We start from the raw sequence: 18806 nt of genomic DNA on the forward strand, positions 1-18806 counted from the left end.
TATGAAGAAAATAGTAACCATATTAGTATTGGCGTGCTTAGTAATTTCGTGTAAAACAGGAGACGGAAAGAGCGGCTATACTTTACCAACTTCTAATGGTAAAACCAATAAAATAATGGTTGTAACCAAAGCAGCCGATTGGGAAGGTAAAATTGGAGATGAAATTCGAACTGTATTTGGAGAACATCAAGTTGGATTGCCACAACCAGAAACGTTATTATCTGTTGGGCAGATAGATCCCGTAGGTTTTAGTAGTTTTATGAGGCATGCTAAAGCGGTTTTGATACTTCAAGAAGGTACAGATGAAAGTATAAAAGTAGAGAAAAACAGATATGCTGCACCTCAAATTATTGTTTATGCAACAGCAAAAGGTAAAGAAGGGCTTATAAACTTAATAAAGAACAGAGGAAAAGAGATAATTAAGTTGTTTAAAGATGAAGATATAAGATTTACTCAAAACATCTTTAAAAAAGAACGTGTCGATGAAACAAAGTTTAAAACAATTCAAAACCTTGGATTAACAGTTGATATTCCTAAAAGATATAATTTAGTTGAGGATACGGGTGATTTTTTATGGATGAGACAGCATCTAAAGAGTGGTATAGCAAGAGGAGATGGAACTAATAATATTTTAATATACAGTGTTCCTTTAGAAGATGAAACTAAAGTTGCAGATAATATTACAGCGGTACGTGATACTATAGGGAAGAAATATATTCCAGGTAGTAAAGAAGGAATGTATATGATTACAGAACAAGCATACACACCTTTTACATTTGATGCCGAAATAGATGGTAAGAAAGCATATGAAACCAGAGGTAAATGGGAAGTAAAAAACGATTTTATGGCAGGACCATTTATAAACTATACAGTAATCGATAAGAAAAATAACCGATTGGTAATTTTTGAAGGATTTACATATGCACCTTCAGTAAATAAACGTGATTTTCTTTTTGAATTAGAAGCAATAGCAAAATCAATGAAGATTAAATAAATTTTAAAGAAAATAAGTAGAAAAGCATCAAATAATTATTTGATGCTTTTTTTGTTATATTTGATTGTAAACCAAAACTTTATATTTATGAAATTTAATTTTTTAATTACCGCTATAGCTGCCTTAGTTCCTATGGTGATGGGATTTATTTGGTATGGTCCAATGCTTTTTAAAAATGCTTGGATGAAAGAGGTCAACTTTACAGAAGAATCAATGAAGGGAGCTAATATGGGAAAGATTTTTGGACTCTCTTATGTGTTTAGTTTTTTACTAGCATTTATATTACAAACATTAGTAATACATCAATGGGGAGTACAGTCAGTATTAATGGGAGAGCCAGGTTTTATGGAGCAAACAGGAGGAGCATTTGCTTACTTTAAAGAATTCATGTCTAATTTTGGAGATAGATTCAGAACATTTGGTCATGGAGCACTGCATGGAACTATGATTGGATTATTTATAAGCTTACCAATTTTAGGAACACAAGCATTATTTGAAAGAAAGAGTTTTAAATATGTGTTTATAAATGCAGGATATTGGATTATAACATTAGCATTAATGGGAGGAGTAATTTGTCAGTGGGCATAAGTGTATTGGACAAAAAAAGAATATTAAAAAGCATCAGTTTTATAAAATTGATGCTTTTTTTATGTAACAAAAATTAAAAAACGAATACATATAAGCAATCAATTAATAACAAACCAAATGATTTTACACTTTTTAAAATTAGAATGGAAACAATATTTTCGTTCTTCTTATTGGCAAAAAGGACTAGCACTAAAAATAATAATGGGATTTTTTATTCTTTATTTTATAGTGGCTTTTTTAAGTATTGGTATAGGAGGGTATTTTATTTTGAAAAAAACATTTCCAGAGCAAGATCCTTTACAAATAGTTAATTCGATGTTAGTTTTTGCTATTTTGGGAGATTTAATTTTTCGTTATTTAATGCAAAAATTACCAGTAATGAACATAAAGCCATTATTGATACTTCCAATAAAAAAAGATAAGTTAGTTTATTATCTTTTAGGTAAATCAGCTTTTTCAGGATTTAATTTTTTACCATTATTTTTTTATATCCCTTTTGCAATAGTATTAATTAATCATGATTATAATGCAATTGGAATTTTAGGCTGGCTATTTGCAATGTTATGTGTTATTCAAGCTAATAACTTTTTAAATTTTCTAATAAATAAGGATAATAAAGTATTTACGTTTATTGCTGTTTTGTTGGTTGGTCTAGTTGCTTTACAAAAGTTCACGAGTTTCGATGTTTCTATTTATAGCCAACAAATATTTGATGGAGTTGTAGAAAATCCAGTATTAGCTTTTATTCCATTAGTTTTAGCAGTTGTATTGTTTTATATAAACTTTAAACAATTAAGAAATAGAGTTTACTTAGATGATATTGTTGCTGTAAAAACAGAAGTAGCAACTACTGTTGATTTATCTTGGACAGAAAGATTAGGTGATGTAGCACCATTTATTAAAAATGATATTCGATTAATTTGGAGAAATAAAAGAACAAAAACAGTTTTTTTAATGTCCTTTCTATTTCTTTTTTATGGGTTAATTTTCTTTACTCAAGAAACATATCAGAAAATGCCTGCAATGCTAATGTTTGCTTCATTATTTATAACTGGAGGATTTGCACTAAACTATGGACAATTTATTCCAGCTTGGGATAGTTCACATTATAAAATGTTAATGAGTCAAAGTTTTAGGTATAGAAAATTCTTAGAATCAAAATGGTTTTTAATGGTGGCTATGACATCAATCTTATACTTTTTAAGTATTCCTTATTTATATTTTGGAACTAGGATATTTTTAATGATTACTTGTGGAGCTGTTTTTAATATAGGATTCAACTCATTGTTTTTATTATATGCCGGCTCTTTTAATAGAAAAAGAATTGATTTGACAAAAGGAGGTTTTGGTAATACACAAGGAACTAGTGCAACACAGTTCTTAATTATACTACCATTAATGTTATTTCCAATGGCTATATTTTGGGTGTTTGATAAATTCGTTGGATATAATTCAGGATTTATTGTAGTAGCGTTAGTAGGAGTAATAGGATTAGTATTTAAAAACTATTTTATGAATTTAATTGAGGCAAAGTATATTAAAGATAAATATGCAATGATTAATGCCTTTGGAAAAGAAGCTTAAAACATAAAAAATTAAAAGAAGAAAACATGATTAGATCAAATAATATATCAAAAAAATACGGACAAACTGAAGTCTTAAATATAGAAACATTAGAAATTCCAACAGGTCAATCATTTGGTTTGGTAGGTAATAATGGAGCAGGAAAAACAACATATTTTAATATTTTGTTGGATTTGATAAGACCAACAACAGGTGAAATAATAAATAATGAAGTAGTAGTAAATAAAAGCGAAGACTGGAAAACTTTTACAGGATCTTTTATTGATGAATCCTTTCTAATAAGTTATTTAACTCCTATGGAGTATTTTGAGTTTATTGGAGATTTGCGAGGGATGAATAGGGCAGATGTGAAATCTTATTTAACTCAGTTTGAAGAATTTTTTAACGGAGAAATCTTAGGAAAGAAAAAATATTTAAGAGACTTAAGTAAAGGAAATCAGAAAAAAGCAGGAATTGTTGCTGCTATGATGGGGAACCCACAAGTAGTAATTTTAGATGAACCTTTTGCAAATTTAGATCCAACGACTCAAATTAGGCTGAAAAATATAATAAAAACCTTAACAGAGAATAAGGAAGTTACAGTGTTAGTATCAAGTCACGATTTAAGTCATGTAACCGATGTTTGTGAGCGAATAGTAGTTTTAGACAAAGGAAATGTGGTAAAAGATATCAATACATCACAAGAAACATTGCAAGAATTAGAAAGTTATTTTTCGGCTTAATATATGTTTGGAGGTTATGGTAGCATAAAACCTATACTTCGTAATAATAAAAATTTATTGCGAAAGAAAAGCATGTTTAAAAAAGAAAGTTCACCATCAGAGAAGAAGAAAGAATTAGAAGGTCTTTTCAAAGGTAAACTTTCTTTTTTAAAAAAATCTAACTACGAGTTAAGTCAAGTTAAAAGAAGAATTAGATTAAAAATAAAAGAAGAAGAAAAGAAACTTAAAATCTATTTCAGTCTAATTTTGATAGTGTTAGCTTTAATTAGTATTCCATTATTGATACAGTTTAGAGACGCCCAAAAAGAAATAAATCAGAGAAATATTGCAATAAAAAAAGAAGCATATAATAAGAAATATTTACCAAAATTCAACTTTGTTATAGAAGACGGAGACCAGTGGTTAGCAAAAAAGAAATACAAAAATGCTATCTATCAATATAATAAAGCACTAGAGTATTTTCCGAAAAGTTCTTTAGCAAAAGAAAAGCTAATTTTTGCTTACCAAGAACGATGTAAAAATGTAAATATCGATTGTGATAAACTAAATTGATAAAAATTATCTTTTTATTATTATTTTTACGCTTTTACGTACAATAACTTAACTATAATATTGTTGTACAGTAAAGGCGTAATTCTTATGAAAAAACTATACAAAATCTTAGTTTTCAATATTCTTTTAGCTATTGTGTATTCATGTAGCGTAAAAAAAGATGCTTTTTTAAATAGAAATTTTCATGCAGTAACAACAAAATACAATGTGTTGTTTAATGGAGAGCAAGCTTATTTAAAGGGGTTAAAAGAAGTTGAAGACAAACATCAAGACAATTTTTGGAGACGACTACAAATAGAACCAATAACTTTTGATGAAAACAAAATTGTAGCCCCAGCATTGCAACCAGGTACAGGTTTTGGAGAAGATGAAGAGGAGGAGAATAAAAAACTAACACCATTTGATAAAGCAGAAGAAAAAGCAGTAAAAGCAATTCAGAAGCATTCAATGAATATAAATGGGTATGAAAAAAATCGACAAATAGACGACGCTTATTTATTACTTGGAAAATCAAGATATTATACACAGAGGTTTATACCAGCAATAGAAGCATTTAACTACATCATAGCAAATTATCCAAATGCAAGCTTAATAAACGAAACTAAAATTTGGAGAGCAAAAACAAATATTCGATTAGATAATGAGAAATTAGCTATAGAATCATTAAAGTTTTTGTTAGAAGTAGAAGAAAATGAAGAAGAGTTACCAGACGAAATTAGAGAACAAGCCCATACTGCAATGGCAATGGCGTATCAAAAAACAGATACAATTCAAAAAGTAATAGAACATTTAACGGCAGCTTCTAAAATCTTTAAAAATAAAGAACAAGCAGCTCGAAATATGTTTGTTTTAGGGCAAATTTACAGCGAGTTAGATAGAAGAGATTCAGCAAGAATGGTATTTAAAAAATTAGCAGATTACAGAAAAGCACCTTACAAATACCGTATTCGAGCAAATATAGAGTTAGCCAAAAATACAGAGAACGATTCGGCTTCAATAGTTGTTTTAGCACGATTAAAAAAGTTAATTCGAAATTCAGATAACAGAAAATATTTAAATGCATTATACTATCAGGCAGGAGTTTTAGAAGAAGGAAGAAACAATCCAGAAAAAGCAATAGCCTATTATAAAAAATCATTGAGAGCAAAAAACAACAATAATTATCAAAAAACTTATGCCTACGAGCATTTAGGGAATATAGCATTTGATAAAGAGAATTATTTGTTAGCAGGAACTTATTATGACAGTGTTTTACAAGTAACATCAAAAGAGTTTGACCAAGAGAAAAGAATACGTAGAATTCGCAGGAAAAACAAAGGGTTAACAACTTTAAGAAAGTATGAAGACCTAGTTAAAATAAATGATAGTATTCTTAATTTGGTAGCAATGACAAAAGAAGAGCAGGAATCTTTTTTTGAAAAGTATATTGAAAAGATTAAGAAAGAAGACGAGGAAAAACAGCAGTTACTATTAAATGCTCAAAATTTTGGAAACTCATTTGGAGGAGGGGCGTCTATAAATCTTTCAAATAAAGGAAAATGGTATTTTTATAACACACAAGCCTTAGGTTATGGAAAAGTAGAGTTCCAAAAAGTATGGGGTACAAGACCTTTGGAAGATAACTGGCGTTTGTCAGATAAGTCAACTAGCGATATTGTTGAAGAAGAAGAAGAATCGTCAGAGCCTAAAGTGAATAAGCGTTATGAATTATCTACATATATAAGTCAAATACCAACAGAAAAGAAGGTGATAGATAAGCTTGTGTTTGATCGTAATGATGCATTATATCAATTAGGGTTGATTTATAAAGAGCAATTTAAAAATTCAGAATTAGCAGTTAAAAACTTAGAACGTTTACGAGAAGAGCGTAAAGATGATAAGTTAGAATTGCCTATTAGCTATCATTTATATCAGATTTATACAAGTTTAAATAACGAAGAAAAAGCATCAGAATTTAAAAACATTATACTGAATAAATATTCAGATACTAAGTTTGCGCAAATCATAAGTAATCCAAACGAGAAGTTAACGGAAGAGAAAAAAGAAGATGCAGTCTTAGATAAATACAAAGAAATCTATTATTTATATAAAGAAAACAAGTTTGAAGAAGTTGTAAGCGAAATAGATGGATTTTTGCCAACCATAAGAAATTCAAATTTAATTCCTAAATTTGCTCTCTTAAAAGCTTTAGCTATAGGTAAGTATAATGATAAGAAGGTGTATAAGAAAGCATTAGAGTTTGTGTCTATTAGTTATACAAATACCGAAGAAGGTAAGAAAGCAAAAGAAATAATTAAAAAATTAGGTAAAATTTAATTCCCCAAAACTCCCCAAGTATGTTTAGTAAAGAAAACAAGAAAGCAAAAGCAGGTGAAAGAAAAGTATCAGAAAGAAATATTATAGGTAAAAATACCAAGATTACTGGAGATATCATTTCAGAAGGAGATTTCAGAATCGACGGAACTTTAGAAGGAACCATAAAAACAGATGGTAGAGTAATTATAGGCGACTCTGGCTTAATTAAAGGTAAGGTAGAGTGTACAAATGCAGATGTGGAAGGTAAGTTCTCAGGAGAATTATTGGTTTCAAATACATTAACAGTAAAATCTTCAGCAAATATTAATGGAGATGTAGTTATAGGTAAGCTTTCAGTAGAGCCAGGTGCAGCATTTAATGCTACTTGTTCAATGAAAGGAGCCGTGAAAGAATTAAATAAAGATGAGCAAAAACTCAAAGAGAAAACCGCTTAATAAATATATTCGGTTTACTACTATTGCTTTTCAAATGGGTTTAACCATTTATCTAGGAAGTTTACTAGGTGAATGGTTAGATACCAAATATCCAAACGAAGGAGAGTTATATACTAAAATATGTACACTAGTTGCTGTTTTCTTAGCAATGTTCTCCGTTATTCAACAAGTTACAAAAATTTCAAAAGAAAATGATTAAACGAATTTTGTTCTTTATTGCTGCAGTAATTTTAACACTAGCAATAAGTTACATTCCGCACAACTATGTTTTAGCTTCAAAAGAAATTCAATTATCATTTTCACTATTTGCAGTATATATATTTCATGTTATAGCAGCAATTATAGTATATTTTATAGTTGAATTTATAGCAGATAAGATGCCTAATCAGGCTGGATATGCGTATTTAGCATCCATATTTTTAAAAATTGGATTTTTTGTATTGATTTTTCAAGCTTCGGTCTTCGCAAATGAACAACTAACTAAGCCAGAAAGATTTTCATTAGTAATTCCATTATTTTTATTTTTAATTCTAGAAGCAATTGCTGTTTCAAAACTATTGAATAGCAAATAGTTTCATGTTTTTTTTACTTTAAAATATCTTTTGAAAAACTAAGATAAAAAAAGGGTTTGTAGTTTTAATTAAATGTGTACCTTTGCACGGAAATTTAGAGACCATAACCCTATATTAAAAAAGGCATGATGATAGCACAAAAATCTATCAAGTTTTTTACAGTCTTAGCACTAGTTTTTACTTCATTCACAGCATTTGCTGGTGGTGGAGAAAAAAAATCTTCAGAAAATGATGGTGGAAGAGTAAACACCAAGAAAGAAATCAACGATTACATTAAGCATCACTTAGCAGATTCACATGATTTTGCTTTCTATTCGTATACGAATGATGCAGGTGAAAGAAAACACGTAGGTTTTCCATTACCAGTAATTGTTAAAACAAGCAAAGGAATTAAGTTTTTTATGTCGTCTAAATTCCATCATAATGATGATGGGACAGTTATCGTTGATGCTGGAGATGTAAAATTAGTTAAGATTCATAGTAAAATTTATGAGTTAGATGCAGGAGCTGCTGAGGTTGCTTTTGATGAAACTCACCATGCAACAAATGCACACAAAGTATTAGATTTTTCTATTACTAAGAGTGTTTTTGGAATGTTATTCGCAGGGTTGTTAATGTTTTTAGGGTTTAACTCTTTAGCTAAAGGTTATAAAAAAGGAGCAATTCCAACTGGAGTTGGTCGTGTATTAGAGCCATTAGTGTTATATGTAAGAGATGAAATCGCAAGACCTAATATTGGAGAAAAGAAGTATAAGAGATTTATGCCTTATTTATTAACGGTATTTTTCTTTATCTGGATATTAAACTTATTAGGGTTAACTCCGTTAGGATTTAACGTTACAGGTCAGATTGCTGTAACAGCTTGTTTAGCAATATTTACATTAGTAGTATACATCTCAAGTGGTACAAAAGATTTTTGGGCGCACACTTTATGGATGCCAGGAGTTCCTGTAGTTTTAAGACCAATATTAGCAATAATAGAATTAGTAGGTTTTATTTTAATTAAGCCGTTTTCATTACTAGTACGTTTATTTGCAAATATTACAGCGGGACACTTCGTAGTAATGAGTTTAATAGCGTTAATGATGACTTTAAAAGCTCAGTTTGGAGGAGTTGCTTCAACAGGGATTTCATTAGTGTTAACATTATTTATTTCAGTAATTGAAATATTAGTAGCCTTCTTACAAGCATTTATTTTCACAATGTTATCTGCTTTATTTATCGGTATGGCAGTAGAAGAGCACGATCACGAGCATGCAGATGCTCACTAAGAATTTAGAATAAGAATTTGTTTAATTTAATATAAATCAATTAGTATGTACAATTTAATTGGAGCAGGATTAATCGTAATCGGTGGAGGAATCGGATTAGGTCAAATTGGAGGAAAAGCAATGGAAGGAATTGCTCGTCAACCTGAGGCTGCTGGTAAAATCCAAACAGCGATGATCATCATCGGAGCATTATTAGAAGGATTAGCTTTCGGTGCTTTAATCTTAGGAAAATAAGATTTTAAAAGAAAGAAAAACATTTTCCTGTAACGGTTGGTTACAGGAAATGTTTTCACAATTAAACAAAAAGTATTTTTAAAAAGAATTAATTAGATATATAATGGATCAGTTATTAAATGATTTTTCTCCAGGGTTGTTCGTAATGCAACTAGTCGTTTTAGGAATTTTGTTATTTTTATTAGCAAAGTTTGCATGGAAACCAATTTTAAGCTCTTTAGATGAAAGAGAAGAAGGAATTCAAAATGCATTAGATGAGGCAGAAAATGCTCGTAAGGAAATGCAAAACTTACAAGCAGATAATGAAAAAATGATCAAAGAAGCACGTGCAGAAAGAGATGCAATGATGAAAGATGCTCGTGAAATTAAAGATAACATTATCGCTGAGGCAAAAGAAGAAGCTTCTGAACAAGCAGCTATTATGATAGAAAATGCTAAAGCAACTATCAAGCAAGAACAACAAGCTGCAATTGCTGAGTTAAAGAAAAATGTTGCTGATTTATCAATCAACATTGCTCAACAAGTAGTAAGAAAAGAATTAACTTCACAAGACGATCAATTAAAGCTTGTAGAAGGAATGTTAGAAGAGGTTACTTTAAACTAATCAAACAATGAAAGGAGCAAGACCAGCATTACGTTACGCAAAAGCAATTTTAAATCTAGCTAAAGAAACAGGAAACGAAACTTTAGTAAACGATAACATGAAGTTAATCGTAGATACTATTGCAGAGAGTAGTGAATTAGATACAATGCTTAAAAGCCCTGTAATTAAAGCTGCAGATAAGCGTAAAGTTTTAGCAGCACTTTTTGGTGACAAAGTAGATAACGTTATAAAAGGTTTATTTAACTTATTAGAAGAAAATAAACGTATGATAATGTTAGAGCCAATTGCAAAGCAATATTCTATCATTTACGATTACCACAAGAGTATGCAGGTTGCTAAAGTTACTACAGCAGTAGCTTTAACAAAAGAACTAGAAGATAAAATACAAGCAAAGATTGTAGAACTTACAGGAAACAGTGCTAGTATAGAAAATATAGTAAATCCAGAAATTTTAGGAGGATTTATTTTACGTGTTGGAGATGTGCAGTATGATGCAAGTATCTCTAATCAATTTAATGAATTAAGAAGAGAATTTGACAACAGTCATTATATTCCACAAATTTAATTATACATCAAAAGAAATAAGATGGCAGCAATTAAACCAGCTGAAGTATCAGCAATTTTAAAGGAACAATTAACAAATTTCGAGTCAAAAGCTTCATTAAATGAAGTAGGTACAGTATTACAAGTAGGTGATGGTATTGCTCGTGTTTATGGTTTATCTAACGTACAATATGGAGAGTTAGTTGAATTCGATAACGGATTAGAAGGTATCGTATTAAACTTAGAAGAAGACAATGCAGGGGTTGTATTATTAGGAGCTTCTACATCAGTAAGAGAAGGTTCTACTGTTAAGCGTACAGAAAGAATTGCTTCTTTAAGAGCTGGAGAAGGAATCGCAGGACGTGTTGTAAACACTTTAGGTCAACCAATTGATGGTAAAGGACCAATCGAAGGAACAACTTACGAAATGCCTTTAGAGCGTAGAGCACCAGGGGTAATTTACCGTGAGCCTGTAACTGAGCCAATGCAAACTGGTATCAAGTCTATTGATGCAATGATTCCTGTAGGACGTGGACAACGTGAGTTAATCATTGGAGACCGTCAAACTGGTAAATCAACAGTTGCTATTGACACAATCTTAAATCAAAAAGAATTTTATGATGCAGGACAACCAGTGTACTGTATCTATGTAGCTATTGGTCAAAAAGCTTCTACTGTAGCAGCAATTGCTAGTATGTTAGAAGAAAAAGGAGCTTTAGCTTATACAACTATCGTTGCTGCAAATGCATCTGATCCTGCACCAATGCAGGTATATGCACCATTCGCAGGAGCTGCAATTGGAGAATATTTCCGTGATACTGGTAGACCAGCATTAATTGTTTATGATGATTTATCTAAGCAAGCAGTAGCTTACCGTGAGGTATCTTTATTATTAAGAAGACCACCAGGACGTGAGGCTTACCCAGGGGATGTATTCTACTTACACTCAAGATTATTAGAGCGTGCTGCAAAAGTTATAAATGATGATAAAATTGCAAGTGAAATGAACGATTTACCAGATTCATTAAAAGGAATCGTAAAAGGTGGAGGTTCTTTAACTGCATTACCAATTATTGAAACACAAGCAGGAGACGTATCAGCATATATTCCAACAAACGTAATTTCGATTACTGATGGACAGATTTTCTTAGAGTCTGATTTATTTAACTCTGGTGTACGTCCAGCAATTAACGTAGGTATTTCTGTATCACGTGTAGGAGGTAACGCACAGATTAAATCAATGAAGAAAGTATCTGGTACATTAAAATTAGATCAAGCTCAGTTCCGTGAGTTAGAAGCGTTCGCTAAGTTTGGTTCTGATTTAGATGCAGCTACTATGAGTGTAATTTCTAAAGGACAACGTAACGTTGAAATTTTAAAGCAAGCTCAAAACGATCCTTTTACTGTAGAAGATCAGATTGCAATCATTTATGCAGGTTCTAAGAACTTATTAAAAGATGTACCTGTAAACAAGGTAAAAGAGTTTGAAAAAGATTATATCGAGTATTTAAATGCTAAGCATAGAGATACTTTAGATGTATTGAAATCAGGAAAATTAACTGATGAAGTAACTGATGCTTTAACATCAGCTGCAGCAGAAATTTCTGCTAAATTTTCAAACTAAATTTATTTTAAAGTATTATAAATCTCTTTAATAAAGTATAATATATCGTAATCAATGTTTAATAAACTTTTCAAAGACATTATAGAAAAGAAAAAGCAACGTAAAATTCAAAAAGAACGTTGTAAGCCTTGGTTTGCGGTTAATGGAGATGAAACTTTACGATTAGATTATAATTTAACAGAAACTTCTGTAGTATTAGACTTAGGAGGTTTTAAAGGTAATTTTGCAGAGAGTATTTTTAATAAATACTCTTGCGAAATCTACGTTTTCGAACCAGTAAAATCTTTTTATAATATTATAAAAGATAAGTTCAAGGATAATGAGAAAGTAAAACCTTTTCATTACGGATTATCAAATGAAGATAAAGAACTTTATATAAGTAATACAGGAGATGCATCTTCAGTTTTTATAAAAACAGACGATGCAGAGAAAATTCAATTAAAATCGATTGTAAACTTTATTAAAGATCATAATATTACTAATGTAGATCTTATAAAGATTAATATTGAAGGTGGAGAATACGAAGTGTTAGAATCTCTTTTAGAGTCAGGTTTAATTACCAAATTTAAAAATTTACAGATTCAATTCCACGATTTCATTATAGATAATGCTAGAGAGCGAATGGAAAACATTCAAAGAAAGTTAGCAGAAACACATGAAATTACCTATCAATATGACTTTGTTTGGGAAAACTGGAAAATTAAAAACTAATTTTTTAGTAAACATTAAAATAGCATACACATAACTAGAAATTATGGCAAACTTAAAAGAAATACGTAATAGAATTACTTCAATTAAATCAACAATGCAGATTACCTCTGCCATGAAAATGGTATCGGCTGCAAAGTTGAAAAAAGCTCAAGATGCTATTACAGCAATGCGTCCATATTCATCTAAGCTTACAGAGTTATTACAAAGCTTAAGTGCTACTTTAGATAGCGATGCAGGTGGAGCATATTCTACGCAGAGAGAAGTAAATAAAGTATTACTAGTTGTAGTTACTTCTAACAGAGGTTTATGTGGTGGTTTTAACTCATCTATCGTTAAAGAAACAGTAAATACTATTAACACAAAGTATAATGGTGTAGCTGTTGACTTAATGACAATAGGTAAAAAAGGTAACGATATCTTATCAAAAGAGAATAATGTAATTGAAAATAGAAACGATATTTTTGATGAATTAACTTTTGATAACGTAGCTTTAGTTGCTGAAAAATTAATGGATTTATACGTAGATGGTTCTTATGATAGAATAGAATTAATTTACAATAGATTTAAAAATGCTGCAACTCAAATACCACAAGTTGAACAGTTTTTACCAATTGAACCAGTAGAAAGTGATGAGAATGTAAATTTAGATTACATCTTCGAACCTTCTAAAGAAGAAATTGTATTAGAGTTAATACCAAAGTCTTTAAAAACGCAATTATACAAAGCTATCCGTGATTCATTTGCTGCCGAACATGGTGCTCGTATGACTGCAATGCATAAAGCAACTGATAATGCTAAAGAATTACGTGACGAATTATTATTAACTTATAATAAAGCTCGTCAAGCTGCAATTACTAACGAAATATTAGAGATTGTTGGTGGTGCAGAAGCATTGAACAATTAAGGATAAAACTTATCTATATATTGAAAAGCGAACCAAGAGGTTCGCTTTTTTTGTTAAATTTGCCAAACAAAAATCAAAAAATTCCACTATGAAAAAGACATTACTTTTTGTATTTATAGCTTTTATAACCAATAGTATTCTTTCACAAGAAACGAAAGAAGAAAAGAAAGAAAACATTAAATCAATTAATCTTACTGAGAAAACTTCAAAGGATGTTCCTTTTAGGATAATAGAAGAAGCTCCAATTCACCCTAATTGCGAAGGATTAAGCTTAGAAAAAGATAAAAGAAGATGTTTAAATACAATGATGATTAAACATGTACAAAAGCATTTCAATATTGGCTTAGCAAAATGTATTGAAAAAAAAATGATATATAATAAAAAATATAAAAGGGATGAGCTTAGGTGTATTGGTCTTAGCCCTGGTAAAAAGAGAATTTATATTCAGTTTAAAATTGATTATTCAGGGGAAATAGTTAGTATAAACGTAAGAGCTCCACATCCTAAGCTAGAAAAAGAAGGTGAAAGAATAGCAAAGTTAATACCAAAGATGATACCTGGTAAACAAAAAGGAGAACCAGTAAGGGTAGGATATACTTTACCTATTACCTTTAATGTAGATTAATAAAAAAGCGAACCTAAAATAAGTTCGTTTTTTTATTTTAAAAGTTCTTCAATTGTATTTTGAATAGAACCTATATCTATTTTACATTGCTTTTGTAGTTCATCTATAGTACCATGATGAATAAATTCATCAGGAACACCTAAAAGCTTTATTTGGCCTCTATAATTTAATTCAGATGCCTCTTCCAAAATAGCACTACCTAAGCCTCCTTTAACAGTCCCGTCTTCAATAGTTATAATACTATCAAATTTATTAAAGATTACTTCAAGTAGCTTTTTATCTAGAGGTTTTATAAATCGTATATCGTAATGCGCTATAGAATATTTGTTTTTTGTCTTTTTTATGGCTTCTGAGACATTGTTAGCAATTGTACCACTAGATAGAATAGCTAAGTCATTTCCTTCTTTTAAACAAATGTTTTCGCCAATGTTTATTTTTTTGAAAGGAAGTTTCCATTCTTCAAGTTTACCTTTTCCTCTAGGATAACGGATAGCTATAGGTTTATCAATTTCTAACTGTACTGTATACATAATGTTTCGCAATTCAATTTCATTTCGAGGGGCAAAAATGTGTAAGTTAGGAATGCAACGTAGATAAGCTAAATCAAAGACTCCATGATGCGTGGCTCCATCTTGTCCAACTAAACCAGCCCTATCTAAACAAAAAATAACAGGTAAGTTTTGCAAAGCAACATCGTGTATTATTTGATCATAAGCACGTTGTAAAAATGTGGAGTAAATATTACAAAAAGGAATCACACCTTGAGTAGCCATACCGGCAGCTAAAGTTACTGCATGCTGTTCGGCAATACCCACATCAAAAGTACGTTCAGGAAATTTCTCTAACATAAATTTTAAAGAGCTTCCAGTAAGCATAGCAGGTGTAATTCCTACTATTTTTTCATTTTGTTCGGCTAATTCTACAATAGTTTTTCCAAACACATCTTGAAACTTAGTGAATTTACTAGCTTCTTTTGGTAAAACATCTCCAGAGACTTTATCAAATTTTCCTGGAGCATGATATTTTACTTGATCTTGCTCGGCTTGTCTAAGACCTTTTCCTTTAGTAGTAATTACATGTAAAAACTTCGGGCCTTTAATTTGTTTTAATCTGTTAAGTTCTAATAAAAGTTCTTCAAAATTATGACCGTCAATTGGACCAGAATAATCAAAATTGAGTCCCTCAAAAATATTGTGTTGTTCAATATCAGATCGAGTAGATTTTATTCGAGTTAAGTAATGCTTCAAAGCTCCAACTGAAGGGTCAATACCAATAGCATTATCGTTTAAAATAACCAACAAGTTAGCGTTGGTATCTCCAGCATGGTTTAAAGCTTCAAAAGCCATTCCACTAGCAATAGAGGCGTCACCAATTACGGCAATATGATGTTTTTCTTCTCCTTGTAATTTGGAAGCGATAGCCATTCCTAAAGCAGCAGAAATTGAAGTAGATGAATGCCCAACTCCAAAAGTGTCATAAGTACTTTCTGAACGTTTAGGGAAACCAGAAATTCCATGTAATTGACGATTAGTATGGAAAATATCTTTTCTACCAGTTAAAATTTTATGTCCATAAGCCTGATGTCCAACATCCCAGACTAATTGATCTGTTGGTGTATTAAAGATATAATGCAAAGCAATAGTAAGTTCAACAACACCTAAACTGGCACCTAAATGACCTTCTTTAGTTGCAACTACATCAATAATAAACTCACGTAATTCCTTGGCTAATAAAGGCAATTCATCATTGTTTAATTGTCTTATATCCTTAGGAAAATTAATATTTTTTAACAGCTTTTTTGGCATAGCACAAATGTACTAAAACTTTGTTGTAGCTTTGCTGTATGAGTAAATTGTATTTGGTACCAACACCTATTGGAAATTTAGAAGATATTACTTTAAGAGCTCTTAAGGTTTTAAAAGAAGTAGATTATATTTTAGCTGAAGATACGCGTACTAGTGGAAAGCTGTTAAAGCACTTTGAAATTAGCACACCTATGCAATCTCATCATATGCACAATGAACATAAAACAGTAGAAACTATAGTTAAAAGATTGCAAAGTGGTGAAACTTTTGCACTGATTTCAGATGCAGGAACCCCAGCAATTTCAGATCCAGGTTTTTTATTAACAAGAGCATGTGTTCAGCATAATATTGATGTTGAATGTTTACCAGGAGCAACTGCATTTGTGCCAGCTTTGGTAAATTCGGGTTTACCAAATGATAAATTCGTTTTTGAAGGTTTTTTACCAGTTAAAAAAGGAAGACAAACCCGATTAAAGTTTTTAGCAGAAGAAAAACGTACCATGATATTTTATGAAAGCCCTCATAAATTATTAAAAACATTAACTCATTTTGCCGAATACTTTGGTGAAGACAGGCAAGTTTCTGTTTCTAGAGAATTGACAAAATTATTTGAAGAAACCAAGCGAGGATGTGTAGCAGAAGTGTTATCATATTATACAGAAAAGCCAGCAAAAGGTGAAATTGTGATTATTGTTGATGGTAAAAAATAATTATACAAGTTTATATTCTGGGTAATGTTCTTCTAATAATTCCTCTGACTTTTTAGGAATAACAATTAGTGTTACATAAGAGTATATAATTGTTAGTGTAATAATTACTGAGATAATAAATGCACCAATACTTGATGGTGTACTCTCAATATGATTTAAAATTTGAGGAAGATTAGAAGCAACTATAACTCCTCCAAAAGAAGCTACATTAAAAATCATTTCTTCAAGCATCCATTTTTTTCCATTGGTATTGGTTCTTTTTTTAAACTCCCTTTTAAGTTTAGTTACAAGATAAAGATCTAAAACGGCTATTAGAAAAAGAACTGCTCCCATTGTATAAACTCCAATTGGTAATTGTATGAAGTAATAAAAGAAAAAGATAAGACTTACCACTAAAAGTATTTTAGGTAAACCAAACCATTTTTTTGTGTACTTCCATAAGATTTTACGATACTTTTTACCTAGTTGTTTCTGCTTTTCTTCTACTACATCCATAAAACCAAAAACACCAAATTTTTTAAAAGAAATATCTCTAGCTTGCTCAAAAGATAATTGAGGTTTTTCAATCCAAATTTGTTCGATATCGTTGGCCAAATGATCTACCAGTTCTGTTTGTACATCATAATGTTCTACATAATGCTGACGTGTAAACTTGTATAATTGTTCTATATGTTGGTTTGTTAATTTCATTATGATATAAGTTGTTTATATGTAGTATTAACTTTTTGATATTCTTTTTTGAAAAATTGAATTCCTAATATTGATTGCATAAAAACGAATCCAAAAACTATAGCAACCAAAAAAGGAAATTTGAAAACATCAATTCCTAGCATTTTAGGTATGTAGATGAAAAAATTTATAATACTTAGAGAAAAACCTGCTTGTGTTAAAGCATTATTTAATTGTATAGATTTATATACTCTATATTTTGTTAAAAAATAGAATATAAAAATTGACATTGAAATTAAATAAGTAAATAAGGTATATTTAAAAATTTTAGAATAAAAACTAATTGTATAAAATAGAGCAACAAAGCTTAAAATCAACACAATTGAAGAGGTTTTAATAATAGAGTTTTTAAAATATTTCCAATATCTTTTTCGATATTCTTTTGCAAACACATTTTGTTTTCTCTGCATAATACCTTCAAAATTACTTCCATTAAAGTTCTCTTTCCAACCTAAAGAAGCAAAACTATTTTGAACAGCATTCTTAAATTTTTCTCCATTTTCTAATTTGTTTTCAACATCGGTAACAACATGATCCAACATTTCTATTCGAATGTCCCAATATTTAACACCATCGTTTTCTAAACGATTTTCAATAAATTGTATTTGTTTTTCAGTTAGTTCCATTAGTTTAAGTGAAAATTAGTGACATATTGTTGAATGTTTTTTTTCTGACTTACAAAGCTCATATAAACCAAGAAATTAGAAGCTAACATAAAAGCAGTCTTATATAAGTATAAAGAAGAATCATCTGTTAAACCAATAAAAGGTATAATGATGGGAAGGTAAAAAGTGATTATATAATTAAAGAACAAAATGTTTGAATAAGATTGAACGATTCTATTTTCACCAAACTTTTTTCTGAATTGATGTAATTTAAAAGCTATAAAAATTAAACTTGTAAAAAAGAGTACATTGATTGTTTCACTTAGATAATTAATTTTAAATAGATTTAGAAAATATATTGCAGTAAAAAAAAGCAGTAAAAGGCTTATGTAGTAAGGCTTTATTACAAGATTTATTGTTTTCTTGGTATAAAACCAAAAGCTTTTATTTTTCAGTTTTTCATATTCATTTAAATATTTCTTTTTTTGACTAAGCATATATTTTATAAAAGGAGTTTGAAATCTTTTATTCTCAAAAAAAGCAGGAATATTCTCAATTTTATTTTCAATTTCAGAAGCAATATGGTCCACCATTTCAAAACGAATATCAACATATTCAATGCCTATTCCCTCTAAGAAATCATTAATTCTTTGTATTTGTTGTTTTGTTAGTTCCATAG

The 18806-nt window shown here is 30.0% G+C and carries 22 protein-coding genes; 18 read left to right on the plus strand and 4 right to left on the minus strand.

Going from position 1 to position 18806, the window contains the following annotated elements; genetic code table 11:
- The first annotated feature begins 1 nt into the window (after position 1).
- From Q0958_RS03725 to Q0958_RS03805, 17 genes are all read left to right on the plus strand, one after another.
- On the plus strand, positions 2-994 hold the full coding sequence (locus Q0958_RS03725) for a DUF4837 family protein (RefSeq protein ID WP_299119754.1): 993 nt from the start codon (positions 2-4) through the stop codon (positions 992-994).
- 87 nt (positions 995-1081) lie between these two features.
- A complete protein-coding gene (locus Q0958_RS03730) occupies positions 1082-1582 on the plus strand; it encodes a DUF1761 domain-containing protein (RefSeq protein WP_299119757.1) in 501 nt (166 codons plus the stop codon).
- Between the two features lie 117 nt (positions 1583-1699).
- Positions 1700-3166, plus strand: a complete 1467-nt coding sequence (locus tag Q0958_RS03735) for a DUF5687 family protein (RefSeq protein WP_299119759.1) — start codon at positions 1700-1702, stop codon at positions 3164-3166.
- A 26-nt stretch (positions 3167-3192) separates the two neighbouring features.
- Entirely contained in the window at positions 3193-3888 is a 696-nt protein-coding gene (locus Q0958_RS03740) for an ABC transporter ATP-binding protein (RefSeq protein WP_299119761.1), read from the plus strand.
- A 72-nt stretch (positions 3889-3960) separates the two neighbouring features.
- Complete coding sequence (locus Q0958_RS03745) at positions 3961-4440, plus strand: hypothetical protein (protein WP_299119763.1); 480 nt, start codon at positions 3961-3963, stop codon at positions 4438-4440.
- A gap of 87 nt (positions 4441-4527) precedes the next feature.
- A complete protein-coding gene (locus Q0958_RS03750) occupies positions 4528-6756 on the plus strand; it encodes a tetratricopeptide repeat protein (RefSeq protein ID WP_299119765.1) in 2229 nt (742 codons plus the stop codon).
- A 20-nt stretch (positions 6757-6776) separates the two neighbouring features.
- On the plus strand, positions 6777-7190 hold the full coding sequence (locus tag Q0958_RS03755; protein WP_150899460.1) for a polymer-forming cytoskeletal protein: 414 nt from the start codon (positions 6777-6779) through the stop codon (positions 7188-7190).
- Positions 7159-7389: an AtpZ/AtpI family protein gene (locus Q0958_RS03760; protein ID WP_150899459.1), complete on the plus strand. Its 231-nt coding sequence runs from the start codon at positions 7159-7161 to the stop codon at positions 7387-7389. Before Q0958_RS03755 ends, Q0958_RS03760 begins: the two co-directional genes overlap by 32 nt.
- Complete coding sequence (locus Q0958_RS03765; RefSeq protein WP_299119774.1) at positions 7382-7762, plus strand: DUF6168 family protein; 381 nt, start codon at positions 7382-7384, stop codon at positions 7760-7762. The genes Q0958_RS03760 and Q0958_RS03765 overlap by 8 nt, the downstream gene beginning before the upstream one ends.
- Positions 7763-7887: 125 nt before the next feature.
- The gene (gene atpB, locus Q0958_RS03770; protein ID WP_299119777.1) at positions 7888-9033 is read left to right on the plus strand and encodes a F0F1 ATP synthase subunit A; all 1146 of its coding nucleotides are present in this window, start codon (positions 7888-7890) and stop codon (positions 9031-9033) included.
- A gap of 45 nt (positions 9034-9078) precedes the next feature.
- Positions 9079-9267 carry an ATP synthase F0 subunit C gene (gene atpE / locus Q0958_RS03775; protein ID WP_004569351.1) on the plus strand — a complete coding sequence of 63 codons (189 nt, stop codon included), beginning with the start codon at positions 9079-9081 and terminating at the stop codon, positions 9265-9267.
- A gap of 103 nt (positions 9268-9370) precedes the next feature.
- Positions 9371-9871, plus strand: coding sequence for a F0F1 ATP synthase subunit B (locus Q0958_RS03780; protein ID WP_150899457.1), 501 nt, complete (start codon positions 9371-9373; stop codon positions 9869-9871).
- Between the two features lie 7 nt (positions 9872-9878).
- Positions 9879-10436, plus strand: a complete 558-nt coding sequence (atpH, locus tag Q0958_RS03785; RefSeq protein WP_150899456.1) for an ATP synthase F1 subunit delta — start codon at positions 9879-9881, stop codon at positions 10434-10436.
- A 21-nt stretch (positions 10437-10457) separates the two neighbouring features.
- Positions 10458-12038, plus strand: coding sequence for a F0F1 ATP synthase subunit alpha (gene atpA, locus Q0958_RS03790; RefSeq protein WP_150899455.1), 1581 nt, complete (start codon positions 10458-10460; stop codon positions 12036-12038).
- A 54-nt stretch (positions 12039-12092) separates the two neighbouring features.
- The gene (locus Q0958_RS03795; RefSeq protein ID WP_299119788.1) at positions 12093-12749 is read left to right on the plus strand and encodes an FkbM family methyltransferase; all 657 of its coding nucleotides are present in this window, start codon (positions 12093-12095) and stop codon (positions 12747-12749) included.
- Positions 12750-12792: 43 nt separating this feature from the next.
- Positions 12793-13653, plus strand: a complete 861-nt coding sequence (gene atpG / locus Q0958_RS03800; RefSeq protein ID WP_272150863.1) for an ATP synthase F1 subunit gamma — start codon at positions 12793-12795, stop codon at positions 13651-13653.
- Between the two features lie 88 nt (positions 13654-13741).
- Positions 13742-14278, plus strand: coding sequence for an energy transducer TonB (locus Q0958_RS03805; protein ID WP_299119792.1), 537 nt, complete (start codon positions 13742-13744; stop codon positions 14276-14278).
- A gap of 32 nt (positions 14279-14310) precedes the next feature.
- On the opposite strand, the gene Q0958_RS03810 is transcribed toward Q0958_RS03805, so the two are convergent.
- A complete protein-coding gene (locus Q0958_RS03810; protein ID WP_299119795.1) occupies positions 14311-16083 on the minus strand; it encodes a 1-deoxy-D-xylulose-5-phosphate synthase in 1773 nt (590 codons plus the stop codon).
- A 38-nt stretch (positions 16084-16121) separates the two neighbouring features.
- Between Q0958_RS03810 and rsmI the strand changes: the two genes are divergently transcribed.
- Positions 16122-16793 carry a 16S rRNA (cytidine(1402)-2'-O)-methyltransferase gene (rsmI, locus tag Q0958_RS03815; RefSeq protein WP_299119798.1) on the plus strand — a complete coding sequence of 224 codons (672 nt, stop codon included), beginning with the start codon at positions 16122-16124 and terminating at the stop codon, positions 16791-16793.
- On the opposite strand, the gene Q0958_RS03820 is transcribed toward rsmI, so the two are convergent.
- The 3 genes from Q0958_RS03820 to Q0958_RS03830 are packed head-to-tail and all read right to left on the minus strand — an operon-like array spanning position 16794 to position 18804.
- Complete coding sequence (locus Q0958_RS03820) at positions 16794-17483, minus strand: hypothetical protein (RefSeq protein WP_299119800.1); 690 nt, start codon at positions 17481-17483, stop codon at positions 16794-16796.
- Complete coding sequence (locus tag Q0958_RS03825; RefSeq protein ID WP_299119803.1) at positions 17483-18148, minus strand: hypothetical protein; 666 nt, start codon at positions 18146-18148, stop codon at positions 17483-17485. The genes Q0958_RS03820 and Q0958_RS03825 overlap by 1 nt, the downstream gene beginning before the upstream one ends.
- Positions 18148-18804, minus strand: coding sequence for a hypothetical protein (locus tag Q0958_RS03830; protein ID WP_299119805.1), 657 nt, complete (start codon positions 18802-18804; stop codon positions 18148-18150). Before Q0958_RS03830 ends, Q0958_RS03825 begins: the two co-directional genes overlap by 1 nt.
- Positions 18805-18806: the final 2 nt, after the last annotated feature.

The sequence above is a fragment of the uncultured Tenacibaculum sp. genome (genome assembly GCF_947499065.1).
Taxonomy (GTDB): Bacteria; Bacteroidota; Bacteroidia; order Flavobacteriales; family Flavobacteriaceae; genus Polaribacter.